Consider the following 26,993-nt stretch of genomic DNA (forward strand, 5'->3'; position numbering starts at 1 on the left):
TTTCCGCTTGTCATCACTATATCGAGGCAGTGCCGCCACTTCCCCCCCAGATCACCGACTGGTTCGCCGCCAAGGGCTGGGCCGTCCGCCGCCACCAGCTCGAGATGCTCGCCGCCGCGCGCGCGGGCAGCCACGCGCTGCTCGTCGCGCCGACGGGATCGGGCAAGACCCTCGCGGGGTTCCTGCCCAGCCTGATCGAGCTGATCGAGACCCCGCAGGAGGGGCTGCACACCCTCTATGTCTCGCCGCTCAAGGCGCTGGCGGTCGACGTGCAGCGCAACCTGCTCGCCCCGATCGCCGAGATGGGCCTCGACATCCGCGTTGAGACCCGCACCGGCGACACGCCGTCGGATCGCAAGGCCCGCCAGCGCGAGCGCCCGCCGCAGATGCTGCTGACCACGCCCGAATCGCTCAGCCTGCTGATCTCCTACCCCGACGCCGCGCGCATGCTGTCGAGCGTGCGCACGATCATCGTCGACGAGGTCCACGCGTTTGCGACCACCAAGCGCGGCGACCAGCTCAACCTCGCGATGGCGCGGCTGCAAGCGCTGTGCCCCGACCTGCGCCGTGTGGGCCTCAGCGCCACCATCGCCGACCCCGAGGCGTACCAGGGCTGGCTCGCCCCCGACGCCGACGCCGACAGCGTGACCCGCGTCCAGGGCGATCCCGGCGCCGAGCCGCATGTCGACATCCTCGTGCCCGAGGGACGCATCCCCTGGGCCGGGCACAACGGCCGCTACGCCGCGAAGGAAGTCATCAAGCTCATCGGGTCGGCGCGGCTGACGATCGTCTTCGTCAACACGCGCGCGGTCGCCGAGCTGGTGTTCCGCGACCTGTGGGCGGAGAACGACGACGCGCTGCCGATCGGCATCCACCACGGGTCATTGAGCCCCGAGGCGCGGCGCAAGGTCGAGGCGGCGATGGCGTCGGGCCGCCTGCGCGCCATCGTCGCGACCGCCAGCCTCGACCTCGGAATCGACTGGGGCGACGTCGATCTCGTCGTCCAGATGGGCGCGCCGAAGGGCAGCTCGCGCCTGCTCCAGCGCATCGGCCGCGCCAACCACCGCATGGACGAGGTCAGCCGCGCCGTCGTCGTGCCCGGCAACCGCTTCGAATATCTCGAAAGCCTCGCTGCGCGCGACGCCGTCGAGGCGCACGAGCTCGACGTCGACCGCTTTCGCCCCGGCGGGCTCGACGTGCTGGCGCAGCACATCATGGCGTGCGCCAGTGCCGCCCCCTTCGACGCCGACGCACTGTACCGCGAGATCCGGTCGAGCGCGCCCTATGCCGGCCTCAAGCGTGCCGAGTTCGACCGCGTCATCGGCTTCGTCGCCACCGGCGGCTACAGCTTGCGCGCCTACGACCGCTACAAGCGCCTGACGCAAGGGCCCGACGGGCTGTACCGCGTCACCCACCCGCGCATGTCGGCGCAGCATCGCCTCAACGCCGGGACGATCGTCGAGGCGGCCGCCTTGAACGTCAAGTTCGGGCGCAACGGACGCTCGCTCGGCAAGGTCGAGGAGTGGTTCGCGTCGCAGCTGCGCATTGGCGACAGCTTCATGTTCGCCGGCCAGGTGATCGCGGTGACGGGGTTGGACGGCCCCGACATGCACGTCAAGCTGTCGCGCGGCGACCCGCGGGTGCCGACCTATGTCGGCGGGCGGATGCCGCTGTCGACCAACCTCGCGCGCCGGGTCCGCGAACTGTTCAACGCGCCGCATCGCTGGGGCGGCATGCCCGACGACGTTCACGAATGGCTCGACTGGCAGCGCGTCCGCTCGGCGCTTCCCGGGCTCGACGATCTGCTCGTCGAGACCTTCTTCCGCGAAGGCCGCTGGTACATGGTCGCCTACGGCTTCGAAGGCCGCAACGCGCACCAGACGCTCGGCATGCTGCTGACCCAGCGCATGGAGGCGGCGGGGTTGGAGCCGCTCGGTTTCGTCGGCAGCGACTACATGGTCGCGGTCTGGTCCCTGCGCGAAGTCCGCGACCCGAAGCCTTTGTTCTCCCCCGACATCTTCGAGGAGGAACTCGCCGAATGGATCGCCGCGTCGCCCTTCCTCCGCCGCGCCTTCCGCGAGGTCGCGATCATCGCCGGCCTGATCGACCGGCAGCAGCCGGGACAGCACAAGACCGGCAAGCAGGTCACCTTCTCCAGCGACCTGATCTACGACGTGCTGCGCCGCCACGAGCCCGACCACCTGCTCCTCACCGCCGCCTGGACCGACGCGCGTTCGAAACTGACCGAGGTCGAGCGCCTCGCCGGCCTGCTCGACCGCGCGCAGGCGAGCATGGTCCACATGTCGCTCGACCGCGTGTCGCCGCTCGCGGTCCCGGTGCTGCTCGAGGCGGGGCGCGAGCGGGTTTTCGGCCGCGCCGACGATGCACTGCTGCTCGAGGCGAGCGCACTGGCGGCGGAGGCGATGCCGCTGCCTGCGGAGATGGCGCTGCTACCCGGCTAGCCGGGCCCGGGCGTCGCTGATACGCTCGCGTCCGGGGCATTCGGGGGATCATCGTGTTCGCATCGCGCTGGCGGATCTTGGCGTGGCTGCTCGCCGCGGTCGCGTCCGCCCCGGCCGCCGCCGCACCCCGGCCGGCCGCCGATTTCGCCGAACTACCGTTCATCGAAGGGCCGGTGCTGTCGCCCGACGGCAAGAATTATGCCGCCAAGCTCGCGGTCAAAGGGGAATTCATCTTCGCGGTGGTGCCGCTCGACGGCAGTGCGCCGCGCTTGTCGAGAGTCGGCAGCCTCGACCTCAACTGGTGGCGCTGGGTCGACGACAACTGGCTGGTCGTCGGAGTCGGCGATACCAAGCCGATCGCGAGCGAGGACTGGTACTTCCGCCGCGCCGTCGCGGTCAGTGCCGATACCAAGACGATCCGCATGCTCGAACCTCGCGGCGGCACCGGCCAGAACGCCGACGACGTGCTGTGGACGTCGACCGCGACCGGCGAGACGCCGCGGCTGCTGCTCGCGGCGCAGCAGTCGATCTACTTCGACGACCCCGGCTTCTACCCGTCGGTGGTCGAGTTCGACCTTGCCAAGGGCACGCAGCGCACCGTCGTGCGGCCGGTCAACGGCGTCTCCAACTGGTTCGCCGATCCGCAGGGCGTCGTGCGCATGGGCATCGGCTATCTCGCCGACGGGCGCTCGTCGCGCCTGTTGTACCGCGCCCAGCCCAGCGAGGGGTTCCGCACCATCGACCGCGCCGACACGCGCAAGCGGACGACGCTGACCGCGCCGGCGCTGTTCCTGCCCGAACCCGGCAAGGCGCTCGCCTTTCACGACGACGACAAGGGCTTCACCACCCTCTACGAATTCGACCTGACCACCCAGACGCTCGGCAAGCCGGTGATCGGCGTGCCGGACTATGACCTGGCGAGGGTGACCGTCGCGCGCGGCGAGGCCAGGCTGCTGGGCGTCGCCGTCGAGACGACGCGTCCCGAGATCCGCTGGACCGACCCCGACCTCGCCACCCTGCAGGCCGAGGTCGACAAGTCGGTCGGCGCGGGGCGGCACGCCACCGTCATCTCGATGAGCCGCAACCAGCAGCGCCTGATCATCCACGTCGGCACGCCTGCCGAGCCGGGGCGCTATTACGCCATGGACCGCGGCGAGGGGGTGATGCGGCCGATCGGTCATGTTGCGATGAAGTTCAAGAAGCCGCTGCACCCGGTCCGCACCGTCCGCTACACCGCACGCGACGGCGTCTCGATCAGCGCGGTGGTGACCGAGCCCGTCGGCAAGCCGGCCAGGGCGCCACTGATCGTCATGCCGCACGGCGGCCCGTTCGCGCGCGACACCGAGGGCTGGGACTGGTGGGCGCAGTTCCTCGCCGACCGCGGCTATGTCGTCATCCAGCCGAACTATCGCGGCTCTTCGGGTTTCGGCACGGCGTTCACGCAGCTTGGCGAGGGGCAGTGGGGCCTCGCCATGCAGGACGACCTCGACGACGCCGTCGCCTGGGCGGGACGCGAAGGCGTTGCCGATGCGGCACGCGCGTGCATCGTCGGCGCCTCGTACGGCGGCTATGCGGCGATGCGCGCCGCCCAGCGCGGCGGCAAGCCGTACCGGTGCGCGGTCTCCTACGCCGGCGTCTCCGACCTGCCCCGCCTGCGCCGCTATGACAGCCAGTTCCTGCTGGGCGGGGTCAGGTCCGACTGGCTGGCGCGCCAGGCGCCCGACCTGCGGCTCGTGTCCCCGCTCAACTATCCCGAACAGGTATCGCTGCCCCTGCTGCTCGTCCACGGCAAGCTCGACAAGCGCGTGCCGGTCGACCAGTCGCGGGCGATGGCGAGCCGCCTCCGGAAACTGGGCAAGGACGTGACCTACATCGAGCAGCCACTCGCCGACCATCATTTCAGCCGCGCCGAGGACCGGCTGCAGTTTTTGGAGGCGATGGAGGCGTTTCTGAAGGTGCACAATCCGGCCTAATACCGGACAGCAAAACGCCGCCGGACCGTAACGTCCGACGGCGCTGTTGTGACGAATTCTTAGGCGGCGAGCGCGGCGCGGCGGCGGGCGGTGAAGCCGACCATACCGAAACCGGCGATCATCAGGCCCCAGGTCGCCGGCTCCGGGACCGCGGTGACCGAGATGTTGTCGAGGACGACGCCGCCGCTGTTGCCGCCGCCCGTCGCGGTAATCGCGAAGGTCACGGCGCTGCCTGTGCCGACGAAGCTGGTCGTGAAGGTCTGCCATGCACCGGTGCCGACGACACCGCCGATCGATCCACCGTTGACGCTCACGTCGGCGCTGCCGGCGCCGTTGACGGTATAGTCGAGCGAGACATTGTAGACGCGACCGAGGACGGTGCCGGTGCGGCGATGCCGAAAGTAGCCGTGGTGGCAAGCACCAGAACGCTCGCGAGACGGGGCAGCATACGCATCTGAAGATCCTTATGACGCAACGGCGGCGATCGCCCTCTGAAAATCCGATGCAACAGCCGTGCCAGACCGCAGCAGTTCGTTACGGGCAGTTACGGTCATGCGATCTGTAAAATATTCCGACACATTTCGGCCCCGTGACGATGCGAAGCCTTGCCCCGCGCCGTCTCCGCGCTATACCGCGCACATGTCCGCCGTTGCCTTTTCGTTCGCCGGCGAAACCTTTCGCCCGATGCCGTGCGGCGGGCTGTTCTGGGCGGCGCAGCAGGCGCTGCTCGTCGCCGACCTACACTTCGAGAAGGCGAGCTGGTACGCGACGCGGCAGCAGTTCCTGCCCCCCTACGACAGCGTCGACACGCTCAACTGCCTGATCGACTCGATCGAGGCGTCGGGCGCGGCGCGGGTCTGGTGCCTTGGCGACAGCTTCCACGATGCGGGCGGGCCGGCGCGGCTGGGGGACGGTCCGCGTGCCGCGCTGATGCAGCTGACGCGCGGGCTCGACTGGGTGTGGATCACCGGCAACCACGACCACGAGGCGGCGCGGTCGCTCGGCGGGCGGGTGATGGCCGAATGCCACGTGCAGGGCATCGCGCTGCGCCACGAGGCGATCCCGCACGACCCGACGCCCGAGATTTCGGGGCACTACCACCCCAAGCTGCGGCTTACGGTGCGCGGCCGCGGCATCGCGCGGCGCTGCTTCGCGGTGACCCCGACGAAGATCGTGCTGCCGGCGTTCGGCGCCCTGACCGGCGGCCTCGACGTCGGTGACCCGGCACTCGCCCGCGCCATCGGGCGGCCGCTGCAGGCACTCGTCGCGACACCGGAGCGGTTGCTCAGCTTCGCGGTCGCCTGATCTGGCTTGACTTTACGAACCGTATCGGTTAATAGTTGGCCGGTGAGGTGGGCGTGACTTTAGTGTAAATTTAGGGCGAGCAGGTTTTTTGCGAAAATGGGTCGTCATCCCCGCGTAGGCGGGGACCCAAAGTCACAATCGCGACCATAGGGCACCGAGCAACGCCCACGCGCCGTGACCTTGGGTCCCCGCCTTCGCGGGGATGACGAACTTAAGAGCCGCGAAGAGCCGATCGACGAAGTAAAACAAGCCGAAATAGCGTTCGCGACCGTCAAATTCGCTTACTTGTTCATCTTCGCGCGGGTCAGTCCTCGCCGAACTTGGTCTCGACCAGCGTGACGAGCGCCGCGAGCGCCTCGTCGGCCTGTGCGCCGGTGGCGGCGATCTCGACCGTGTCGCCGGTCGCGGCGGCGAGCATCATCAGCCCCATGATCGAGGTGCCGGTGACGCTCGACCCGTCCTTGCAGACGGTGACCACCGCGTCGAAGGTCGACGCGAGCGTGACGAAGCGCGCGCTCGCCCGGGCGTGCAACCCGCGGCGGTTGACGATGGTGACGTTGACCGGACCCGCCACTCAGGCCGCCTCGCCGAGGATCTTGGAAGCGACCGAGATATACTTGCGCCCCGCTTCCTGCGCCGCGACGACGGCCTCGCCCAGCGGGCAGGTCTTGCGGACGCTGGCGAGGCGGATCAGCATCGGCAGGTTGATGCCGGCGATGACCTCCACGGGGCCGCTGCCCATCAGCGAGATCGCGAGGTTCGACGGGGTGCCGCCGAACATGTCGGTCAGCAGGATGACGCCCTTGCCGGTGTCGACGTCGAGCACCGCCTGGCGGATGTCGGCGCGCCGCACCTCCATATCGTCGTCGGGGCCGATGCAGACCGCGACGATCCGCTCCTGCGGCCCGACGACATGCTCCATCGCCGCGACGAACTCGACCGCCAGGCGGCCGTGCGTGACCAGCACAAGTCCGATCATGCGGTGGCGAGCTCCAGCTGGGGGTCGGTCTCGACGGCGGGAAGGATCACGTCGGTCTTGTCGCGGTGGATGACGTGCGGCGCATAGCCCGCCGCCGTCAAGCGCTCCGCCACGCCGCGCGCCACGAACACCGAGCGGTGCCGCCCGCCGGTGCAGCCGAGCGCCACCGTCAGGTACGCCTTGCCCTCGCGGACATAGCCGGGAAGCAGGGTCAGCAGCAGGTCGACGATGCGGTCGAATGCCGGCTGGAACGCCGGGTCGGCGCGGATATGGTCGGCGACCGCAGCGTCCTCGCCGGTCAGCGGGCGCAGCGCCAGGTTCCAGTGCGGGTTGCTCAGGAAGCGCATGTCGAACACCAGGTCGGCATCGCGCGGCAGGCCGCGCGCGAAACCGAACGACAATATGGTCAGCGTCGGGGCATGGCCGGCGCCCGCGTCAAAGCGGTCGGCGATGTGCTGCCGCAGGTCGGCGGCGCGGAAGTCGGACGTGTCGACCACCACGTCGGCCCAGCGGCGCAAGGGACCCAGCAGGGTGCGCTCGGCGGCGATGCCGTCGGCGGCGGGCCGGTCGAGCGCGAGGGGGTGGCGACGGCGCGTCTCGGAGAAGCGGCGCGTCAGCTCGTCGTCGCTGCCGCAGTCGAGGAACAGCAGGCGGACGTCGACGCCCTCCTCGCGCAGCGCCGCAAGCCGTGCGACGATCGCGTCGGCATCGAAGCCGCGCGTGCGCGAATCGATGCCCAGTGCCAGGCGGCGCGGCGGGGTCTTGGTGTCGGGCCCAGCCTCGAGCAGCCGGTCGAACAGCGCCAGCGGAAGGTTGTCGACGACCTCGAACCCCAGGTCCTCCAGCGCGTGCAGCGCGGTCGACTTGCCCGCACCCGACAGACCGCTGACCACCAGCACGGGGGCGGAGTCGACGGACGGAGGCGCTTCGGCGGGCACGGGCGGGGTATCTAGCGCGACTCCCCACCGCGTCAAAGCGGCTTCGACCTTCAGCGGCGCGCTCGCCTCGAAGGGCGCGAGCGCCAGGCAGGGCAGCGCGACCCCGCCGATGGCGCGCGCCTGCGGCTCGGGCAGGCGTTCGGGCACCGCGGTCAGATCGAAGGCGAGCGCCACCGGCACGTCGCCCGTGGCCCGCCGCGTGACCAGCCCGACGCCGCGCATCTCGATCATCCCGGCGATCGTCGGCGGGCACGCGGCGAGCAGACGGTTGCCGTCGCGGCGCAGCTCGACCTGATCGTCGGCGATCAGTGTCCAGCCGCGGTCGATCAGGCGCAGCGCGAGGTCGGACTTGCCGCTGCCCGGCGGCCCCAGCAGCAGCACCGCGCGCTGGCCCCGCGCGACTGCAGTGGCATGGACGCGGATCATGCGGCCGGCAGGTGGACGAGGAAGCGCGCGCCGCCGCCGCTCTCGACATCGTCGACCTCGACATGGCCGTCGTGCGCCTCGACGATGGTGCGGACGATGGCGAGCCCCAGCCCCGAATGCCGCCCGAAGTCCTCGGCCTCGGGCCGCTCGGTATAGAAGCGGCGGAACACGTCGTCGCGGTTGGCGGGCGGGATGCCCGGCCCCGCGTCGTCGACGCGCAGCAGCACATGATCCTCGGCATGGACGACGGTGACCACCACGAGCCCACCGTCGGGCGAGAAGGAGATCGCGTTGTCGACCAGGTTGCGCACCACCTGCTCCAGCCGGTCGCCCTCCCCCATCACGAAGCAGGTCGCCGCCTCGGGCCGGGCATAGGCAAGCTGGACGCCGCGCGGCAGTCCGGCGGTGTCGTAGGCGCGCACCAGCCCGCCCGCGAGCTCGCCGAAGTCGATGCGCTCGAACCGCGTCCGCGACAGCTCGGCATCGAGGCGGCTAGCATCGCTGATGTCGGTGATCAGCCGGGCGATGCGCGCCACGTCGTCACGGATGACGGCGAGCAGCTGGCCGGTCTGGGTCTTGTTGCGTGCCTCTTCGAGCGCATCGACTGCACTGCGCAGCGAGGCGAGCGGGTTCTTGATCTCGTGCGCGACATCGGCGGCAAAAGCCTCGGTGGCGTCGATGCGCGCCCGCAGCGCATTGGTCATGTCGCTCAGCGCGCGCGCCAGCTGGCCGATCTCGTCGCGGCGGGTGGCGAAGCGCGGCACGGTGACCTCGCGGGCGCGCCCCAGCCGCACCCGCTGCGCCGACGCCGCGAGCAGGCGCAGCGGCCGCACGATGGTGTTGGCAAGGAAGTTGGAGAACACCAGGCTGAGCGCCAGCACACCCAGGAAGACCAGCCCCAACGTGCTGCGCTCGCGCCGCACCAGCTTGGTGATGTCGCGCGTGTCGAAGGTCAGCTGCAGCGCGGTCCCGGGGCCGGCGGGCGCGGCGGTGGTGATGATCACGGTGCGGTCGGGGGCGCGGCGGAGGCGGTCGGCGACGCGGCCTTGCAAGGCCTCGCGGACCTCAGGCCAGGCGGCGGCACTGTCGCGGCGCGGCTCGACATAGTCGGCCAGGTCGGGCCCTGATCCGAAGCCCTCGATGACGATGTCGAGGGCGCGCGCGACATCGCGCTTGAAAGGCTCGGTCTTGGGGTCGACGAGTTCGAACGTCGGCCCCGTTGCGGTCCAGCTGTCGCTGATCAGCCGTCCGTTGCGATCGTAGAGGCGCAGGCGCGTGCCACCGGCCTCGCCGTAGCGCGCCGCGACCGCCGCCTGCGCCGCCGGCGGCGACGCCGCGATCAGGTCGCCGATCAGCGCGACCTGGGTGCGCAGCTCGCCGCGCCGCTGCTCGATCAGCCGCTCGCGAAAGCTGTCGAGATAGATGACCGCCAGCGCCAGCGCGACCAGCGCGAAGCCGTTGACCGCAAGGATGCGCGGCGCCAGGCTGAACCACCAGCGCGCCGCCCGGGGCGCGACGGGCTCAGGCCTCGTTGAAGCGGTATCCGACGCCATACAGCGTCTCGATCCCCTTGAAGTCGCCGTCGACGGCGCGAAACTTCTTGCGCAGGCGCTTGATATGGCTGTCGATGGTGCGGTCGTCGACGTAGACATCGTCCTGGTACGCGGTGTCCATCAGCTGGTCGCGCGACTTCACGAAGCCCGGCCGCTGCGCCAGCGCCTCGAGGATCAGGAACTCGGTGACGGTCAATGCGATGTCGTGGCCGTTCCACGCGACGCGGTGGCGTGCCGGATCCATGCTCAGCCGCCCGCGCGCGATCGCCGGGCCGGGCGCGTCGTCGCCCTCCGCCGCAGGCTCACCTTTGCGGCTCGCGGCGCGGCGCAGCACGGCGCGGATGCGCTCGATCAGCAGGCGCTGGCTGAACGGCTTGCCGATATAGTCGTCGGCCCCCATCGCAAGGCCCAGCGCCTCGTCGATCTCGGTATCCTTCGACGTCAGGAAGATCACCGGCAGGTCGGTTTTCTCACGCAGCCGCCGCAGCAGCTCCATGCCGTCCATACGCGGCATCTTGATGTCGAGCACCGCGAGATCGGGCGGGCTGTCGCCGATCGACTTCAGCGCCGCCGCGCCGTCCGAATAGAGGCGCACCGCGAAGCCTTCGTTCTGCAGCGCGATCGACACCGACGTCAGGATATTCCGGTCGTCGTCGACGAGGGCGATCGTGGCGGACATGCGGTTGTCGCCATGCCCCGTGCCGCATCCGCTGGCAAGTATCGGAACATCGGACCGCCATTCGGGGTTGGGGCAATACCTACTAATTCAGGAGCTTAACCTATGATAAGACTGACACTTTTGGCCGCGACCGCCATGCTCGCGACTGCCCCCCTCGCTGCCCAGACCACCCAGGCACCCGAGTTCGTCAAGATGGCTGGCGCCAGCGACCTGTACGAGAAGACGTCGAGCCAGATGGTCCTCAAGACCGCCAAGAACGAGCAGGTTCGCGGCTTCGCGCAGATGATGATCGCCGACCACGGCAAGACCACCGCCCAGGTCAAGGCCGCCGCCAAGACCGACAAGGTCAAGGTTCCCGCCCCCAAACTGATGCCCGAGCAGGCGCAGATGATCGCCGAACTCAAGGCCGCCAAAGGCGCCGACATGGAGAAGGTCTACGTCCGCCAGCAGGTCATGGCGCACGAGAAGGCGCTGGCGCTCCACACCGCCTATTCCCAGGGCGGCGACAAGCCCGCGCTGAAGCAGGTTGCGACGGGCGCGGTGCCGATCGTCAAGACGCACCTCGACCAGGTCCGGTCGATGCAGTCGTCGATGGGCGCGATGTAACCATCAGGCTTAGATGCCCGGAGCGCGGCAATCCCGAGGTCCATGCGACCGATAGGCGGATAGTCGCGCGCCGGGCGTTTGCACCGAATGGTGCCTTGGCGCCGTAGACGCGTCCGATCTCCAGCCAGCCGCGATGACGCAATTCATCTTTGGCAAAGTCGTTTCGATTACTGCCGTTACTCAATCTTTACATGTTTTCAAAGCAGTCTGACCCGATGCGATTTTGACGCCCTGTTGTTCCGGCTGTATGCGGACCCGATCAGGCGGCGGTCCATGGATCGCCGCCGCCTTGCTTTCAGGAGCTTGAATTGACCGCTTCCCGCCACGGCCTCGACACGCAGGGGTTCTCGACTCGCGCCACGCTGCACTGGAACCTCGGCACCGCGCCGCTGATCGAAATGGCGGTGCAGCGCAGCGAGGGATTGCTGTCGAAGGACGGCGCGTTCGTCGTCGAAACCGGTGACCGGACCGGGCGGTCGGCAAACGACAAGTTCATCGTTCAGGACGATGTGACGAGCCCGGCGATCTGGTGGGGCAAGACCAACAAGCCGATCAGCCCTGAGCAGTTCGCCAACATCCGCGCCGACTTCGCAGCCGCGCTGGCCGCCAAGGAGACGCTGTTCGTCCAGGACCTGTTCGGCGGCTCGCAGCCCGAACATCGCGTCCAGGTCCGCGTGATCACCGAACTGGCGTGGCACTCGCTGTTCATCCGCACGCTGCTGGTGCGCCCCGACGCCGCCGACCTGGCGGACTTCCTGCCCGAGTTCACGATCGTCGACCTGCCGAGCTTCGAGGCTTCGCCCGAACGCCACGGCTGCCGCTCCAAGACGATCGTCGCGGTCGATTTCGAAGGCAAGACGATCCTCATCGGCGGTACGCGCTACGCTGGCGAGATGAAGAAGAGCGTCTTCTCGATCCTCAACTACCTGCTGCCGCTGAAGGGCGTCATGCCGATGCACTGCTCGGCGAACATCGGCCCGAACGGTGACACAGCAGTGTTCTTCGGCCTCAGCGGCACCGGCAAGACGACGCTCAGCGCCGACGCCAGCCGCACGCTGATCGGCGACGACGAGCATGGCTGGTCGGATACCGCGGTGTTCAATTTCGAGGGCGGCTGCTACGCCAAGGTCATCCGCCTGTCGGCCGAGGCCGAGCCCGAGATCTACGCGACGACGCAGCGTTTCGGCACGGTGCTCGAGAATGTCGTGATCGACCCCGTGACGCGCGAGATCGACCTCGACGACGCGACGCTGGCCGAGAACAGCCGCGCCTCCTACCCGATCGACTTCATCCCGAACGCCAGCCGCGACAATTTGGGGCCGGTGCCGAGCACGATCATCATGCTGACCGCCGACGCCTTCGGCATCCTGCCGCCTATTGCCGAGCTCACCCCGGCGCAGGCGATGTACCACTTCCTCAGCGGCTATACCGCGCGCGTCGCGGGCACCGAAATGGGCGTCACCGAGCCCGATGCGACCTTCTCGACGTGCTTCGGCGCGCCGTTCATGCCGCGCCACCCGTCGGTCTACGGCAACCTGCTCAAGGAGCGCATCGCCAAGGGCGGCGTCAACGTCTGGCTGGTCAACACCGGCTGGACCGGCGGCATCTATGGCGTCGGCAAGCGCATGCCGATCCGGGTGACCCGCGCACTGCTCAACGCCGCGCTCGATGGCAGCCTCGCCAAGTCCCCGATGCGCACCGACCCCAACTTCGGCTTCCGCGTGCCGACCGCGTGTGCCGGGGTCGACAGCCAGATCCTCGACCCGCGCTCGACCTGGGCCGACGGCGCCGAGTACGACGCCAAGGCGAAAGCGCTGGTCGGCATGTTCGTCGCGAACTTCGAGCAGTTCGAGGATCACGTCGACGCGGGCGTGCGCGAGGCGGCCCCGAAGGCCGCCTGACGCTACCCGCGGCTAGGCCGCCTTCGCGAAGTAATGCGCGTAGGCGGGCAGCGTCAGGAACGGCTCGAGCTCATCGGCCAGCACCAGCGTCGAGAAGATCTGGGCCGCTTCCTCGTACTTGCCGGCGGCGTAGAAATTGTCGCCGACTGCTGCTTTCCATTCGTCGAGCTGCTCGGCGGTGACTCGCTCGATCAGCGCTGCGTCGACCGCTTCGCCGGTGTCGAGCGTCGCGCCGGTCGTGCGCCACTGCCATAGCTGGGTGCGGCTGATCTCGGCGGTAGCGGCGTCCTCCATCATGTTGTGCAGGGGCGCCGCACCGACGCCGCGCAGCCACGACGCAATATAGCCGATGCCGACATTGACGTTGTTGGTCAGACCGGCGAGCGACTTCGGCCCCGGCGGTGCGGCGGTCAGTTCCTCCGGCTTCACCGTGCCGGCGGGCATCACCGACAGCTGGTTCGGGCCGGGCATGACCTTGTCGAACACCTCGAGCGCGACCGGTACGAGGCCCGGATGCGCGACCCACGTCCCGTCATGGCCGAAGTCCGCCTCGCGCTGCTTGTCGGCGCGCACTGCGGCGAAGGCCTTGTCGTTGGCGGCCTCGTCGCCCTTGACCGGGATGAAGGCGCTCATGCCGCCCATCGCGTGCGCGCCGCGCTTGTGGCAGGTGCGGATGACGTGCAGCGCATAGGCCTGCATGAACGGCACGCCCATATTGACCGCCGCGCGGTCGGGCAGGACGTGCGCCGCCGACTTCCGGAAGGTCTTGATGTAGCTGAAGATATAGTCCCAGCGCCCGCAGTTGAGCGCCGCGATGTGGTCGCGCAGCTCGTACAAGATCTCGTCCGCCATGAACGCGCCGGGCAGCGTCTCGATCAGCACCGTCGCCTTGATCGTGCCGAGCGGCAGCCCCATCACCGACTGGGCATAAACGAAGACGTTGTTCCACAGTCGCGCCTCGAGATAATGCTCGAGCTTGGGCAGATAGAAATACGGCCCCGACCCCTTCGCCACCAGCGCGCGGGCATTGTGGAAGAAATACAGGCCGAAATCGAACAGCGCCCCCGACACCGGCTCGCCATCGACGATCATGTGCGCCTCGGGCAGGTGCCAGCCGCGCGGGCGCGCGATCAGCACCGCGGGGTCGGCCTTCAGTGCGTAGGACTTGCCCCTGTCCTCCAGTGTGATCGTGCCCGCCACCGCGTCACGCAGGTTGACCTGGCCGTCGACCATGATCTCCCACGCCGGGGTCGAGGCATCCTCGAAGCACGCCATGAAGCACTTGGCGCCCGAATTGAGCGCGTTGATGACCATCTTGCGGTCGACGGGACCGGTGATCTCGACGCGGCGGTCCTGCAGGTCGGCGGGCGAGCCGGTGATCTTCCAGTCGCCATCGCGGACGCTCGACGTCTCGGGCGCGAAGTCGATGCCGTTGGCGTCATAGTAGTTCTGCCGATGGTCGCGGGCGCGCAGCAGCGCCTGGCGCGTCGGCTCGTACAGCCGGTGCAGATTGGCGACGAACAGCAGCGCGGGGTCGGTCAGGATGGTTTCGAAACCGGGCTTCATCGTGCCGGTGATCTGGACGCCGTCGACGCTCATGGCTGTTCTCCGAATCGGAACGGGGTGATGCCGCGCGTCGCCGCATCGATGACGAGGCGTGTCCCGCGCGGCGGCAGGCTGCGCTGGCGACATGCCGTGCGGCGGCACGATGCGCAACCCAGGCCGATCGGCGTCGCTGCCGTACGTTCGAGGTCGAGGCCGCTGGCATAGACCAGCGGCCGGGCGTGCGCCGCCTCGCAGCCAATCAGGCAGGCAAACTCTGGCCGCGCCTGGCCGAAGGGCATCGCATAGGTTCGCACCGTGCGCGTCACGGTCAGGTACGCAGCTCCATCCTCGGTCTCGACAAGCTGGCGCTGGATGACGCCCGGCCGGTCGAATGCTGCGTGCAGCGTCCACAGCGGGCAGCCGCCACCCCGCGCCGCGAGGGTCGAGCGCGCGCCGCTGAAACGCTTCGACACATTGCCCGCGCGGTCGACGCGCAGCATGAAGAAGGGCACGCCGCGCAGGCCCGGGCGCTGCAGCGTCGTCAGCCGGTGCGCGACCTGCTCGAACCCCGCGCCGAAGCGCGCCTGGAGCAGCTCGACGTCATAGCCGAGCGCCTCGCATGCCGCGTGGAAGCGCGCGTAGGGCATCATGATCGCGGCGGCGGCATAGTTGACGAGGCTTTGGACGATCAGCGCGCGGGTCGCGGGCTCGGTCACTCCGCTGCCCTCCGCGACGCTATCGATCGCGCCGCGCAGTTCGAGGCTCGCGAGCTGCCCCGCGACCGCGAAGGTGCGCGAGGCGGCGTCGAGAAGCTCGGACAACTGCAGTTGGCGCGCGTGCAGGTCGAGGCGGCGCAGCAGGTCTGGCATTGTTCGCACGGGCAGGATGCGGACCGTCAAGCCGTGGCGGACGCGCAGCCGGTCGGCGATCGCTGCCGCCGTATCGCCCGACGCCAGCCGCAGTTCATCGGCAAGCGCTTCGCAAGCCGCATCTAGTTCGGGGAAGTGATTGCGGCGGTCGAGGAGGAACTCGGTGACCGCCTCGATCGGACCCGCCGCCGCCGGGGCGCCGCCGAGCGCGGCGTGAAGGCGCAGCAGCGCCTGCGCGACACCCGGTGCCGCGGCCGCGACCTCGGCGAGTTCGGCGCGGCCGACTTCGATGCCCGCCAGCGCCGGCTCGGCAAAGACGCGCGCCAGCTCGGCGGCGACCGCATCGCCGTCGTCGCCGGTCAGCTGGCGGAGATCGAGGTTGTACGTCGCAGCCAGCTTGAGCAGGAAGGCCGCGGTCAGCGGACGCTGGTTGCGCTCGATCAGGTTGAGGTAGCTGACCGACACGCCGAGGTCGGCGGCCATGCGCGTCTGGGTGACGCCCTGGGCCAGGCGCAGGCGGCGCAGGCGGGCGCCGGCGAAGAGTTTGCGGTCGGCGGTCACGATGTAAAGATTTCGACAATCCTACAAGATTCAGATGACGGTTCTACACATCGTGACACGATTTCGACAAGCGCGCGATTGACCCGCGCCACCGCCCGGCGCACAGGCGCACCAATGGTTTGGGGGAGGATCGGCGGGAGAGGCTAAACAGTCCCCCGCCGCATCATTGTAAAGACCGGTCAAAGGGGTCACCCATGTATCAGGATCATATCGCCGCCGTCGGCGACCTCATCGCGAGCAAGGACGGCACGTGGGACGGCATCGGTGCCGAAGCCGTGGCGCGCATGCGCCTGCAGAACCGCTTCCAGACCGGCCTCGACATCGCGCGCTACACCGCGAAGATCATGCGCGCCGACATGGCCGCCTACGACGCCGATCCGGCCGACTACACCCAATCGCTCGGCTGCTGGCACGGCTTCATCGGTCAGCAGAAATTGATCTCCATCAAGAAGCATTTCGGCACCACCAAAGGCCGCTACCTTTACCTGTCGGGTTGGATGGTTGCGGCGCTGCGCTCCGAATTCGGGCCGCTGCCCGACCAGTCGATGCACGAGAAGACCAGCGTGCCCGCGCTGATCGAGGAGCTGTACACCTTTCTGCGCCAGGCCGATGCGCGCGAGCTGGGCGGCATGTTCCGCGAGCTCGACGCTGCTCGTGCCAGCGGCAACGCGCTGCGTGAGAAGGAACTGCTGGCCGCCGTCGACAAGTACCAGACGCACGTCGTGCCGGTCATCGCCGACATTGACGCGGGCTTCGGCAATGCTGAGGCCACGTACCTCCTCGCCCGCAAGATGATCGAGGCGGGCGCCTGTGCGCTGCAGATCGAGAACCAGGTCAGCGACGAGAAGCAGTGCGGCCACCAGGACGGCAAGGTCACCGTGCCGCACGAGGACTTCCTCGCGAAGGTCCGCGCCTGCCGCTACGCCTTCCTCGAGCTCGGGGTCGAGGACGGGATCATCGTGACGCGCACCGACTCGCTCGGCGCCGGCCTGACCAAGCAGATCGCGGTGTCCAAGACGCCCGGCGACATCGGCGACCAGTACAACAGCTTCCTCGACTGCGAGGAGATCGACCCCGCCACGGCGCGGAACGGCGACGTCATCCTGAACCGCGACGGCAAGCTGCTGCGGCCCAAGCGCCTGCCGTCGAACCTGTTCCAGTTCCGCGAGGGCACAGGCGCCGATCGCTGCGTGCTCGACTGCATCGTGTCGCTGCAGAACGGCGCCGACCTGCTGTGGATCGAGACCGAGAAGCCGCACATCGAGCAGATCGCCAGCATGGTCGACCGCATCCGCGAGGTCGTGCCAAACGCCAAGCTGGTCTACAACAACTCGCCGTCGTTCAACTGGACGCTCAACTTCCGCCAGCAGGTGTTCGATGCCTGGGCCGCCGAGGGCAAGGACGTGTCGGCGTATGACCGCGCGCGGCTGATGAGCGTCGATTACGACGGCACCGACCTTGGCGCCGAGGCGGACGAGCGCATCCGCACCTTCCAGGCCGATGCCGCCAAGCGCGCGGGCATCTTCCACCACCTGATCACGCTGCCGACCTACCACACTGCCGCGCTGTCGACCGACAATCTGGCGAAGGAGTATTTCGGCGACGCGGGGATGCTGGGGTACGTCAAGAACGTCCAGCGCGCCGAGATCCGCCAGGGCATTGCGTGCGTCCGCCACCAGAACATGTCGGGCTCCGACCTGGGCGACGACCACAAGGAGTATTTCGCGGGCGAGGCGGCGCTGAAGGCCGGTGGCGCGCATAATACGATGAACCAGTTCGCGGCGTAGGCCGCTGCGCGGCCGCGCCTAGCGTAGCGAGCGCGCGAGCGTTCGTGAGCTAGGCGCGGACTCGCGCAAGGCCGGCCGGCGGCCCGGGCGGCGCACGCCCGGTGCCGTCCGATGGCGCGGCTTTGCCGCGATGCCCCTACTTCATCGCCTTCGCCACCCCCGGCGCAAAAGTCTCCCCGAAGAAGTCCCCCGCATACCAGCGCGGCCGGTGCTTCGCGTCGGCGATCCGCCGCGTCAGCGCGACATTGAGGTCGGTGAAGCGCGCTGCCGCCTGCCAGTCGAAGGGCAGCGACATGTCGTCCGACGGCTCGTGATACTGGGTCGCGCGGAACGCCTTGTCGGCGGCGCCGCAGCCGTTGCCGCCGCGGTCATCCAAAGGCCCGGTCTTGATGAACAGCGCGGGGATGCCGGCGCGGACCAGCCGGTAATGGTCGGAGCGCGTGAAGATCGCCTCGATCGGCTGCGGGTCGGGGCTGATCTTGACGCCCATCTTCGCCGCGACCGCCGCGACGTCGCGGCCCATCGTCGAGTGCGACGCGCCGTAGGGCACGATGCTGCCGAAGCTGCACGTCAGGATCGGCATGTCGAGGTCGACCTCTGACACGATGCGCGGCAATGCGACGGTCGGGTGGCGTGCGAAGTAATCGGCGCCCTGCAGCCCGACCTCCTCGCCCGTCGTGGCGATGAACATCACCGAGCGTGCCGGGCGCTTGCCCGCCGCGAGATCACGCGCCGCTTCGATCAGCATCGCGACGCCGGTCGCATTGTCCTGTGCGCCGTTGTAGATCGTGTCGCCGCTCGGGTGCGGGCGGATGCCGAGATGGTCGGCGTGGGCAGTCAGCAGCACGACCTCGTCGCGCAGCACCGGCTTGCTGCCGGGCAGCACCCCGATGACGTTGGGACTGGTGATCCGGTCGAGCGAAGTGGCGCGGTCGAGACGCAGCGTACCCGCCAGTGCGAAGCCCTTCGGGCGTGCGATCGGCGACGCCGACACCTCGGCGCGCACCGCCGCGAAGGTCGTGGGCGCCCCGTCGAACAGCGCAGTCGCGAGCCGGTCGTTGGCGGTCGCGGCGAAGCGCAGCGCGGTCGCCGACGGGTCGATGCTGCCGTCGGGATTGAGCCAGTTGAATGCCGGGCGGCGCGCGCCCGGTCCGATCTTGTCCCACGGGCGGCGCACGACATCGGCGGCGCTTCGCACCTGCACCAACCCGATCGCACCGCGCTTCGCCGCCGCCTCGCTCTTCGACGCAGCGAGGCTGGCCCCGACCTCCGAATCGAGGCCCAGCGGCGCGCCCGAGATCGCGACCACGATCTTCCCCCGCACGTCGAGCCCGGCATAGTCGTCGATGCCCAGCGTCGGCGCGTCGAGGCCGAAGCCGACGAACACGAGGCTGCCCTGAATGGTCTCGGGCCCCGCCGCGGTGCCCGGGCCGACGGCGAGGTCGGGGCCGTTGACGAACACCGCTTCGGCGCCGCGCGCCAGGGTCAAAGTCTCGCGCTCGGCCGCCTGGCTGCGGCGCTGGAAGGTGATGCGCTGCATCCAGCCGTCGGTGCCGGCGGGCGTCAGGCCGATCGCGGCGAACTGGCTGGCGATGTAGGCGGCGGCGATCTCGTGCCCGCGCACCCCCATGCCACGCCCTTCGAGCCGGTCGTCGCTGAGGAAGCGGGTGTGTGCCTCGATCGCGCGGGTGTCCGCGGCGGAGGCCGGAGCTGCGACGATCAGGGCGGCGGCGAGGAGGGAGCGTGACACTGGCGCGACGCTAGACGCGCAGCTAGGACGTGTGAAGTCCGGACCACGCGAAGGAAACACATGCGTAACCTGCTGGCGCTGTTGCTCGCGCTGCTGCTGATCGGCGCCGCGCCCGCGCCGACGGCCGATCTGGTCCGGCAGGTCGATATCGCGCACGACAGCTTCACGCTCGACAACGGCCTGCGGGTCATCGTCCACACCGACCGCAAGACGCCCGTGGTCGCGGTCAGCGTCTGGTATCACATCGGGTCGAAGGACGAGCCGGCCGGCAAGACCGGCTTCGCGCATCTGTTCGAGCACCTGATGTACTATGGCTCGGAGAACAACAACGACGTGTTCTTCAAGAAGCTGGAGGAGGTCGGCGCGACCGACGCCAACGGTACGACCTATTTCGACCGCACCAACTATTTCGAGAACGTGCCGACCCCGGCGCTCGAGCTGGCGCTGTTCCTCGAGTCCGACCGCATGGGGCACCTGCTCGGCGCGGTCGACCAGAAGAAGCTCGATGCCCAGCGCGGCGTCGTCCAGAATGAGAAGCGGCAGGGCGACAACGAGCCCTATGGCCTCGTCAATTATGCACTGCTCGAGGGCCTGTTCCCGCCCGGCCACCCCTACCGCCACGATACGATCGGCAGCATGGCCGACCTCGACGCCGCGTCGCTGGACGACGTCAAGAACTGGTTCCGCGCCAACTATGGCCCCAACAATGCCGTGCTGGTGCTGGCGGGCGACATCGACGTCGCGACCGCCAGGCCGCTGGTCGCCAAGTATTTCGGCGATATCCTGCGCGGGCCGGAGCCTCGGCGCTTCGCGGCACCGGTGCCCAAGCGCACGGCGACGACGCGCGAGACGATGCGCGATGCGGTCGCGAACCCGCGGCTGATCCGCGCCTATGTCCTGCCCGGCCGTGCCGACCCTGCGGTGCCGCTGGTCGATGTCGCCGCGACCGTGCTGGCGGGCGGCCAGACCTCGCGCCTGTACGATGCGCTGGTCCGCAAGGAGCGGCTGGCGGTCGGTGTCAGCGGCGGCGTCAATGCGCTGGAGAAGGTCAGCTGGGCGCAGTTCAACATCGACGTCGCCCCCGGCGTCGACCCGGCGAAGGTCGAGGCGCGCGTCGACCAGCTGTTCGCGCAGTTCCTGAAGACCGGCCCGACCGCCGACGAGGTGCAGCGCGTCGCAACCCGTGCGGTGGCGGGTACGATCCGGGGCCTCGAGTCGGTCGGCGGCTTCGGCGGCAAGGCGGTCAGCCTCGCCGAGGGCGCGGTCTATATGAACGATCCCGGCTATTATAAGATCGAGCTGGCGCGCTACGCCGACGCCACCCCCGCGAGCGTCGCGGCGGCGGCGCGGACCTGGCTGGCGCGCGGCGACCATCGCATCGTCGTCCTGCCCGGCACGCGCACCGCGCGCGACATCGCCAAGGCGGTCGAGGGCAAGGCCGACGCCCCCGTCGGCGTCACCGCCCCGCCGGTGCGCGCGGCGAGCACCCAGCCCGGGGTCGACCGGTCGAAGCTGCCGACGGTCGCAGGGCTGCCCGACCTGGTCTTCCCGCCGGTCGAGCGCACGACGCTGTCGAACGGCATGCGCGTCACGCTGGCGCGCCGCACGACCATCCCCGTCGTCCGCGTGCTGCTGTCGTTCGACGCCGGCCTCGCCGCGGACGACCGCGCCAAGCCAGGCACGACCTCGCTGATGCTCGGGCTGCTCGACGAAGGCGCGGGCAAGCGCACAGGCGTAGAGATCGCCGCCGCCAAGGAGCGGCTGGGTGCCGGTATTGGCACGCCCGCGGGGCTCGACCGCACGCGCGTCACGCTCGATGCGCTGAAGCCCAACCTTGCCGCCAGCCTCGACCTGTTCGCCGACATCGTGCGCCGCCCGACCTTCCCGGCGGCCGAGCTCGAGCGGGTTCGCGGCCAGGCGCTGGCGGGCATCGCGCAGGAGCTGAGCGACCCCGGCGGCATCGCGCGCCGCACCCTGCCCGCGCTACTGTGGGGGCCGACGCACCCTTATGCGTCGCTGGGATCGGGGACGCCCGAGGGGGTGAAGGCGGTAACGCGCGCCGATCTGGTCGCCGCCCACGCCCGCACCATCCGCCCCGATACCGGCGAGATCTTCGTGGTCGGCGACACGACGATGGCCGAGCTGCGCCCGCTGCTGGAAGCGCGCTTCGGCGACTGGCGTGCGCCCACCGTGCCGCCGGTTAGCAAGACCTTCCCGACCGTCGCGCCGCCGGCCGCCGGGCGGATCATCCTGATCGACCGCCCGGGGGCGCCACAGTCGCTGATCCGCGGCGGCGTCGTGCTGCCGGTCAAGGGCACCGACGACCTGCTGGCACTGCGTATCGGCAACGACATCGTCGGCGGGCTATCGACCTCGCGTCTCAACACCGATCTGCGCGAGACCAAGGCGTGGGCGTACGGCGTCGGATCGTCGATCGGCGACGCGCGCGAGCAGGTGTCGTTCCAGGTGGTGGCGCCCGTGCAGACCGACCGCACGGGCGACAGCATCGCGGCGATCCGCGACATCCTGGCGAAGGCGAAGGGCGACCGGAAGATCGACGCCGCCGAGGTCAAGGCAGCGACCGAGAACAGCATCCGCACCCTGCCCGGCGACTTCGAGGGCGGCGATACGCTGCTGTCGGCGCTCGAGCGCAATGCGCTGCTGGGCCGACCCGACGACTTCTACACGACCCTGTCGGGGCGATACCGCAAGCTGGGCGCGCGCGACATCAACGCCGCCGCCGCCGCCGCGGTGCAGCCCGACCGGATCATCTGGGTGGTGGTCGGCGACCGGAAATTGGTCGAGCCGCAGCTGCGCAAGCTGGGGCTACCGGTCGAGGTGCGCTGAGCTGCGAAGATGAACAAGTAAGCGAATTTGACGGTGGTGAGGCGCGTTGACGCTTGCTGAGCAGTTGCTCGACTCCTGAAGTCGTCATCCCCGCGTAGGCGGGGACCCAAAGTCACAGAACTCGGTGACCTTGGGTCCCCGCCTTCGCGGGGATGACGGAACTTGGGAGGCCTTCCCCGCACTTCGCCTTAGGACACACTAAGTGAGGCCCACGCACGTACGCTGGCGCCGCCAAAGGCGACCCCAGAACACGTCCAGCCATGAGAAACAGCGAGCAGACCGACAACGATCCCACGTACCGTATTGGTACGTAATTGTCAAGGTCCCCCGCCTAGTTTAGCAATCTGCCCCGGCGGTTGTCGGCGCGGAAGGCATTGAGAAGCTTGATGATTGCAACGGCGCGATTGGTCAGGCCGCCGCGGGTGCGCAGCTCGGCAGGGGTGCTGGCCAGGACGATCTCGACATCGCCGAACTCGGCGAGCAGCCGGTCGACCAGCGGGCCGACGTGGCGGGTGCCTGCGAAGGTCAGCGCAAAGGCGAGCAGCTCGTTGTCGGCGAGATCGGCCTCGACGAGGCGCGGCGGCGTCGCGGGCGCCGGACGAATGATCTCAATCTCACGCATGGCACGGCCCCCCGGCAGCTGAAGTCGCGCACAATCACCGCGTTGCCGCCGATTCGGCAAGCGTCGAATCGCGGTACAGGCGAAACAATTGGCGGGTCAGGGCTCCGGCGTGGCGGGCGCGAACTCGGTCGCGGTCGGCGCACTCCCCTTCAGCGACGCCGCGACCCCCTCCGCCGCCGCCATCGCGCGGAGCAGATTGCCGCCCGCCAGCGCGGCGATGTCGGCATCGCTCCAGCCGCGGCGCATCAGCTCGGCGAGCAGCGCGGGATAGGTCTCGACCCCGGTCAGCCCCGTGGGCGTATCGGGAATGCCGTCGAGGTCGGCGCCGATCCCGACATGCGCATGGCCCGCGACCTTGGCGACGTGATCGATATGGTCGGCGACGACGGTCAGCGGCGTGACGGGGCGCGGGTTGGCGGCCTCCCACGCCTTGAGCGCCGCGGCGGCGCGCTCGGGCTGGCCCGGATAGCCCGTCTTCCCACGTGACTGCTCGGCGCTCTTCGCCTGCTCGTAGGCGAAGCGCGCGGGGTCGATGAAGCTGGGCACCCAGGTCACCATGACCACGCCGCCGTTCGCCGCCATGCGCTTCAGGATCGCATCGGGGACGTTGCGCGGATGATCGTTGAGCGCGCGCGCCGATGAGTGCGAGAAGATCACCGGCGCCTTGGTCGTGTCGAGCGTGTCGGCCATCGTCTTCTCGCTGACGTGGCTGAGGTCGACGAGCATGCCGAGCCGGTTCATCTCGCCGATGACCAGTTTGCCGAACGGCGTCAGCCCGTTGTGCGCCGGCGCATCGGTCGCCGAGTCCGCCCAGAAATTGTTGAGGCTGTGCGTCAGCGTCATGTAGCGCGCGCCGAGCAGGTAGAACTGGCGCAGCGCCGGCAGCGATTCGCCGATCTGGTGCCCGCCCTCGACGCCGATCAGCGAGGCGATGCGCCCCGCCTTGTGGATGCGGCGAATGTCGGCGGCGGTGTACGCCATCTCGAAGCTTGCCGGGTAGCGCGCCGTCAGCCCGCGGACGATGTCGATCTGCTCCAGCGTCGCCTTGATCGCTGCCGGGCCGCTCAGCGAGGCGGGAACATAGACCGACCAGAATTGCGCGCCGACGCGGCCTGCTTTCAGCCGCGGAATATCGGTGTGCATCGGACGCGGACGGCTACGCAGGTCGCTGTTCAGGTCGGCGGTCCACCAGCTCTCGGCGAAGTCGCCGCGCAACCGGCCGGGCCAGTCGTTGTGCCCGTCGATCAGCGGCGTCGCCTTGAGGACGCGGTCGATACGCGCGTCATAGGGGGTGGCAGCGGTCGCCCCGGTGGCGAGCAGCAGGGCAGTCAGGGTCAGGATGCGCATGCGGACACTTTCGGCACGCGGCAACGTAATGGCAAGCGTCAGCCGATCAGGCGCGTGACCGCGGCGGCGAGTTCGGCCTGGCGGAACGGCTTGCCGAGGCTGGGCAGCGTCAGGTCGAGGTCGCGGGCGTCGGCGTAGCCGGTCACCAGCATAGCCGGCAGGCCGGGCCGCAGCCCCTGCGCGGCGCGCGCCAGCTCGGCGCCGTTGGTCTCGGGCATCAGATAGTCGGTGACCAGCATGTCGATCGTCGTCTCGCTGCCGAGCAGGCGCAGCGCCGCCGCCGCCCCGTCGGCCTCGACGACGGTCAGCCCCAGGTCGGCGAGCATCGCCGCGGTCGTCGCGCGGACCAGCGGCTCGTCGTCGACGAGGAGCACCGTGCGCCCTTCCAGCGTGACGCCTGCCGGGCCGGCCGACGCGACCGGCGCCGACGCCGCGATCGGCAGCCACAATGTCGCGACGGTGCCCGCGCCGGGCTCGCTGTCGAGTTCGAGGCGGCCGTCCGACTGCGCCGCCAGCCCGTGCACCATCGACAGGCCGAGGCCGGTGCCGCGTCCGACGCCGCGCGTCGAGAAGAACGGCTCGATGGCGCGCTTGCGCGTCGTCTCGTCCATCCCCTCACCCGTGTCGGCGACGCCGATCTTGAGATAGGGGCGCGCCGGCAGCCCGGCCTCGGGCGGCGGCGTCTCGGCGGCGATCGCCAGCGTCAGCACGCCGCCGCCGGGCATCGCATCGCGGGCGTTGAGGGCCAAGTTGAGCAGCGCGAGTTCGAGCTGCGCTGCGTCGACCTGCGCGGGCGGCAGGTCGGGGGCGGCGTCGACCGCGACCGCGACATTGGGACCGACCGAGCGCACGATCAGGTCGCGCATCCCGTCGACGAGCTGCGGCAGGTCGGTCGGTGCGGCGCGCAGCTGCTGGCGGCGCGCGAAGGCGAGCAGGCGCTGGACCAGCGTCTTGGCGCGGTCGGCGGCGGTCAGCGCGCCCTCGACCAGCCGCGCGCTGCGCTCGTCGAGCCCGCCGCGTCGCTGCATGACATCGAGGCTGCCGATGATGGGGGTAAGCAGATTGTTGAAGTCGTGCGCGACGCCGCCGGTCAGCTGACCCATCGATTCGAGCTGGCGCATCTCCTGCACCTGCGCCTGCGCGCGTTCGAGCTCAATGCGATTGGCCTTGTCGGCGGTGACGTCGCGGCCGCTGGCGTAGATCGCGTCGCCCGCCGGTGCCGCGACCCAGGAGATCCAGCGGATCGACCCATCCTGATGGCGATAGCGCTTCTCGAAGGCCGGCAACGGCCCGTGAGCCGCATCGCCGAGCGAATAGGCGCTCGACGATTGGCCGTCGGTGACGACGAAGTCGGTGTAATGCCGTCCGACGATCGCCTCGACCGGCCAGCCGAGCGTCGCCGTCCACGCCGGGTTGGCGGCGGTGACGACGCCGTCCTTGTCGAGGATGAGCAGGATGTCGCGCGAATTGCTCCACGCGCTGTCGCGCTCCAGCGTGGCCTGCGCGACCCGCGCCTCGAGCGTCGCATTGAGATCGCGCAGCGCGCGTTCGGCGGCGCGCTGCTCGGTGACGTCGGTATGGACGCCGACCCATTCGCGGATCGATCCGTCGGCGGCGAGGGTCGGGATGGCGCGCACCGCGAAGTCGCGCCAGATGCCGTCGTGCCGGCAGACGCGATGCTCGACGAAATAGGGCCGGCGCGCCGCGACCGAGGCGTTCCACGCGTCAATGCTGCGCTGCGCATCGTCGGGATGGACCGCCGCAGCCCAGCCGAAGCCTTCGTATTCGGCGGGAGTCTGGCCGGTCAGCGCGCTCCAGCCGGGCTGGTCGCCGATCATCCGCCCCTCGGCGTCGTTGGTCCACACGACCCCCTCGGTCGCCGCGACCGCGGCGGCGAAGCGGGCGCTGGCGGCGTCGCGCGCGGCTTCGGCGGCCTTCGGGGTGGTCAGGTCGATTTTGATCCCGACGATGCGCTGGCGCTTGCCGTCGGGACCGCGCACGACGCGCGCCCGGGTCGCCAGCCAGCGCCAGCCGCCCGCGGCGGTCCGCACGCGGAACTCGCCGGTGAAGAAATCGGCCTCGGTCTCGCGGCCGAGGCGCAGCGCGGCGTCGCGGTCGTCGGGATGGACGTAGGTCAGCCACTCGTCGACATCCGCCGGGCCCAGCGCGCGGTCGCGGTCGTACAGCGCGAAAACCTCGTCCGACCACAGCATCTCGGGCGGGTCGTAGCGATACTCCCACGTCCCGGCCTGCGCCGCGGCGAGCGCGAGGTGCGAACGCTCGGCCTCCTCGGCGGCGCGCTGGGCCGCGGCGTGCTGTTCGGACAGGTCGTAGATCAGGTTGACCGCCCGCCGCGTCTCGCCGTCGGGGTCGGTGACCAGCGTCGCGTGGACGCGGACCCAGAGCTCGCGGCCGTCGCCGCCGATCAGCCGCGCTTCCTGCTGCGCCGTGCCGGTCGCCGTCAGGCCTGCGTAGAGGTCGTCACGCGCCGCGACGTCGCCTTGATGCACGAGATCGCTGGTCTTTTCGAGCAGCGTCGCGCGGTCGTAGGCCAGCATCGCGCACAGCGCGCCGTTGACCGCGACGAAGCGGCGGGTGGCGATATCGATCTGCGCGATGCCGATATCGGCATTACCGAACAGGGCGCGAAAGTCGGCTGCTAATTCGGCGTCGGTGCCCATCGGCTCACTGCCCCGCAAGGTCGGGTGCGCATGCAAGCCACTCATCAATCCGCCCCGATCGTCGAGAGGCGCCGGGCGCGTCGACTGGATCGCCCGGCAAGATAGCCGGTCGATCGGTGGTGAACGCCGACATGCGGATCTGGTTCCTGACCTGCATCAATG

General features: G+C 69.5%; 19 protein-coding genes and 1 pseudogene. 7 read left to right on the forward strand and 13 right to left on the reverse strand.

The window, feature by feature from the left end:
- Nucleotides 1–29: 29 nt before the first annotated feature.
- On the forward strand, nucleotides 30–2,462 hold the full coding sequence (locus FMM06_RS11040) for a ligase-associated DNA damage response DEXH box helicase (protein ID WP_144237451.1): 2,433 nt from the start codon (nucleotides 30–32) through the stop codon (nucleotides 2,460–2,462).
- 53 nt (nucleotides 2,463–2,515) lie between these two features.
- Nucleotides 2,516–4,435, forward strand: coding sequence for an alpha/beta hydrolase family protein (locus FMM06_RS11045; protein ID WP_235889284.1), 1,920 nt, complete (start codon nucleotides 2,516–2,518; stop codon nucleotides 4,433–4,435).
- 59 nt (nucleotides 4,436–4,494) lie between these two features.
- Here the strand turns inward: FMM06_RS11045 and FMM06_RS11050 are convergent, their stop codons facing one another.
- Nucleotides 4,495–4,749 carry a PEPxxWA-CTERM sorting domain-containing protein gene (locus FMM06_RS11050; RefSeq protein ID WP_144237452.1) on the reverse strand — a complete coding sequence of 85 codons (255 nt, stop codon included), beginning with the start codon at nucleotides 4,747–4,749 and terminating at the stop codon, nucleotides 4,495–4,497.
- A gap of 325 nt (nucleotides 4,750–5,074) precedes the next feature.
- On the opposite strand from FMM06_RS11050, the gene pdeM reads away from it, so the two are divergent.
- Nucleotides 5,075–5,740 carry a ligase-associated DNA damage response endonuclease PdeM gene (gene pdeM, locus FMM06_RS11055; protein ID WP_144237453.1) on the forward strand — a complete coding sequence of 222 codons (666 nt, stop codon included), beginning with the start codon at nucleotides 5,075–5,077 and terminating at the stop codon, nucleotides 5,738–5,740.
- A gap of 304 nt (nucleotides 5,741–6,044) precedes the next feature.
- Here the strand turns inward: pdeM and FMM06_RS11060 are convergent, their stop codons facing one another.
- The 6 genes and pseudogenes from FMM06_RS11060 to FMM06_RS11080 form a co-directional block, all read right to left on the reverse strand.
- Nucleotides 6,045–6,314 (reverse strand): HPr family phosphocarrier protein, encoded by a 270-nt coding sequence (locus tag FMM06_RS11060; protein ID WP_144237454.1) that lies wholly within the window; start codon nucleotides 6,312–6,314, stop codon nucleotides 6,045–6,047.
- The gene (locus FMM06_RS11065; RefSeq protein WP_144237455.1) at nucleotides 6,315–6,719 is read right to left on the reverse strand and encodes a PTS sugar transporter subunit IIA; all 405 of its coding nucleotides are present in this window, start codon (nucleotides 6,717–6,719) and stop codon (nucleotides 6,315–6,317) included.
- Entirely contained in the window at nucleotides 6,716–7,657 is a 942-nt protein-coding gene (rapZ, locus tag FMM06_RS11070) for an RNase adapter RapZ (protein ID WP_235889367.1), read from the reverse strand. The genes FMM06_RS11065 and rapZ overlap by 4 nt, the downstream gene beginning before the upstream one ends.
- Nucleotides 7,658–7,867: 210 nt before the next feature.
- Nucleotides 7,868–8,083, reverse strand: a pseudogene (locus FMM06_RS17375) (HPr kinase/phosphorylase); the annotation flags it as partial.
- Complete coding sequence (locus tag FMM06_RS11075; protein WP_144237456.1) at nucleotides 8,080–9,636, reverse strand: sensor histidine kinase; 1,557 nt, start codon at nucleotides 9,634–9,636, stop codon at nucleotides 8,080–8,082. The gene FMM06_RS11075 and the pseudogene FMM06_RS17375, both read right to left, overlap by 4 nt.
- Entirely contained in the window at nucleotides 9,605–10,315 is a 711-nt protein-coding gene (locus tag FMM06_RS11080; protein ID WP_144237457.1) for a response regulator transcription factor, read from the reverse strand. Before FMM06_RS11080 ends, FMM06_RS11075 begins: the two co-directional genes overlap by 32 nt.
- Before the next feature lie 102 nt (nucleotides 10,316–10,417).
- Here FMM06_RS11080 and FMM06_RS11085 point away from each other — a divergent pair, with 102 nt between their 5' ends.
- A complete protein-coding gene (locus FMM06_RS11085; protein ID WP_144237458.1) occupies nucleotides 10,418–10,921 on the forward strand; it encodes a DUF4142 domain-containing protein in 504 nt (167 codons plus the stop codon).
- A gap of 308 nt (nucleotides 10,922–11,229) precedes the next feature.
- Complete coding sequence (locus FMM06_RS11090; protein ID WP_144237459.1) at nucleotides 11,230–12,822, forward strand: phosphoenolpyruvate carboxykinase; 1,593 nt, start codon at nucleotides 11,230–11,232, stop codon at nucleotides 12,820–12,822.
- Between the two features lie 12 nt (nucleotides 12,823–12,834).
- Here FMM06_RS11090 and aceB read toward each other — a convergent pair whose 3' ends face one another.
- Both aceB and FMM06_RS11100 read right to left on the reverse strand, forming a co-directional pair.
- The gene (aceB, locus tag FMM06_RS11095; protein ID WP_144237460.1) at nucleotides 12,835–14,421 is read right to left on the reverse strand and encodes a malate synthase A; all 1,587 of its coding nucleotides are present in this window, start codon (nucleotides 14,419–14,421) and stop codon (nucleotides 12,835–12,837) included.
- Complete coding sequence (locus tag FMM06_RS11100; RefSeq protein ID WP_144237461.1) at nucleotides 14,418–15,797, reverse strand: helix-turn-helix domain-containing protein; 1,380 nt, start codon at nucleotides 15,795–15,797, stop codon at nucleotides 14,418–14,420. Before FMM06_RS11100 ends, aceB begins: the two co-directional genes overlap by 4 nt.
- 194 nt (nucleotides 15,798–15,991) lie before the next feature.
- On the opposite strand from FMM06_RS11100, the gene FMM06_RS11105 reads away from it, so the two are divergent.
- The gene (locus FMM06_RS11105) at nucleotides 15,992–17,584 is read left to right on the forward strand and encodes an isocitrate lyase (RefSeq protein WP_144237462.1); all 1,593 of its coding nucleotides are present in this window, start codon (nucleotides 15,992–15,994) and stop codon (nucleotides 17,582–17,584) included.
- 136 nt (nucleotides 17,585–17,720) lie between these two features.
- Here the strand turns inward: FMM06_RS11105 and FMM06_RS11110 are convergent, their stop codons facing one another.
- Nucleotides 17,721–19,334, reverse strand: a complete 1,614-nt coding sequence (locus tag FMM06_RS11110; RefSeq protein WP_144237463.1) for a M28 family peptidase — start codon at nucleotides 19,332–19,334, stop codon at nucleotides 17,721–17,723.
- A 60-nt stretch (nucleotides 19,335–19,394) separates the two neighbouring features.
- On the opposite strand from FMM06_RS11110, the gene FMM06_RS11115 reads away from it, so the two are divergent.
- A complete protein-coding gene (locus FMM06_RS11115; protein WP_144237464.1) occupies nucleotides 19,395–22,181 on the forward strand; it encodes a M16 family metallopeptidase in 2,787 nt (928 codons plus the stop codon).
- Between the two features lie 331 nt (nucleotides 22,182–22,512).
- On the opposite strand, the gene FMM06_RS11120 is transcribed toward FMM06_RS11115, so the two are convergent.
- The 3 genes from FMM06_RS11120 to FMM06_RS11130 all read right to left on the reverse strand — a co-directional run bounded on the left by FMM06_RS11120 (nucleotide 22,513) and on the right by FMM06_RS11130 (nucleotide 26,876).
- Nucleotides 22,513–22,803 carry a hypothetical protein gene (locus tag FMM06_RS11120; protein WP_144237465.1) on the reverse strand — a complete coding sequence of 97 codons (291 nt, stop codon included), beginning with the start codon at nucleotides 22,801–22,803 and terminating at the stop codon, nucleotides 22,513–22,515.
- Nucleotides 22,804–22,899: 96 nt separating this feature from the next.
- Nucleotides 22,900–24,150 (reverse strand): dipeptidase, encoded by a 1,251-nt coding sequence (locus FMM06_RS11125; RefSeq protein WP_144237466.1) that lies wholly within the window; start codon nucleotides 24,148–24,150, stop codon nucleotides 22,900–22,902.
- A gap of 38 nt (nucleotides 24,151–24,188) precedes the next feature.
- Nucleotides 24,189–26,876: a PAS domain-containing protein gene (locus tag FMM06_RS11130; protein WP_144237467.1), complete on the reverse strand. Its 2,688-nt coding sequence runs from the start codon at nucleotides 26,874–26,876 to the stop codon at nucleotides 24,189–24,191.
- Nucleotides 26,877–26,993 lie beyond the last annotated feature (117 nt).

Source organism: Glacieibacterium frigidum (genome assembly GCF_007097155.1).
Classification (GTDB): Bacteria; Pseudomonadota; Alphaproteobacteria; order Sphingomonadales; family Sphingomonadaceae; genus Glacieibacterium; species Glacieibacterium frigidum.

Bases quoted from the DNA above. Each gene is read 5' to 3' on its own strand.
- pdeM (WP_144237453.1), top strand. From the start codon at position 5,075: ATGTCCGCCGTTGCCTTTTCGTTCGCCGGCGAAACCTTTCGCCCGATG.
- FMM06_RS11065 (WP_144237455.1), bottom strand. From the start codon at position 6,719: ATGATCGGACTTGTGCTGGTCACGCACGGCCGCCTGGCGGTCGAGTTC.
- FMM06_RS11075 (WP_144237456.1), bottom strand. From the start codon at position 9,636: ATGGCGTCGGATACCGCTTCAACGAGGCCTGAGCCCGTCGCGCCCCGG.
- FMM06_RS11080 (WP_144237457.1), bottom strand. From the start codon at position 10,315: ATGTCCGCCACGATCGCCCTCGTCGACGACGACCGGAATATCCTGACG.
- FMM06_RS11085 (WP_144237458.1), top strand. From the start codon at position 10,418: ATGATAAGACTGACACTTTTGGCCGCGACCGCCATGCTCGCGACTGCC.
- aceB (WP_144237460.1), bottom strand. From the start codon at position 14,421: ATGAGCGTCGACGGCGTCCAGATCACCGGCACGATGAAGCCCGGTTTC.
- FMM06_RS11105 (WP_144237462.1), top strand. From the start codon at position 15,992: ATGTATCAGGATCATATCGCCGCCGTCGGCGACCTCATCGCGAGCAAG.
- FMM06_RS11115 (WP_144237464.1), top strand. From the start codon at position 19,395: ATGCGTAACCTGCTGGCGCTGTTGCTCGCGCTGCTGCTGATCGGCGCC.
- FMM06_RS11120 (WP_144237465.1), bottom strand. From the start codon at position 22,803: ATGCGTGAGATTGAGATCATTCGTCCGGCGCCCGCGACGCCGCCGCGC.
- FMM06_RS11125 (WP_144237466.1), bottom strand. From the start codon at position 24,150: ATGCGCATCCTGACCCTGACTGCCCTGCTGCTCGCCACCGGGGCGACC.
- FMM06_RS11130 (WP_144237467.1), bottom strand. From the start codon at position 26,876: ATGAGTGGCTTGCATGCGCACCCGACCTTGCGGGGCAGTGAGCCGATG.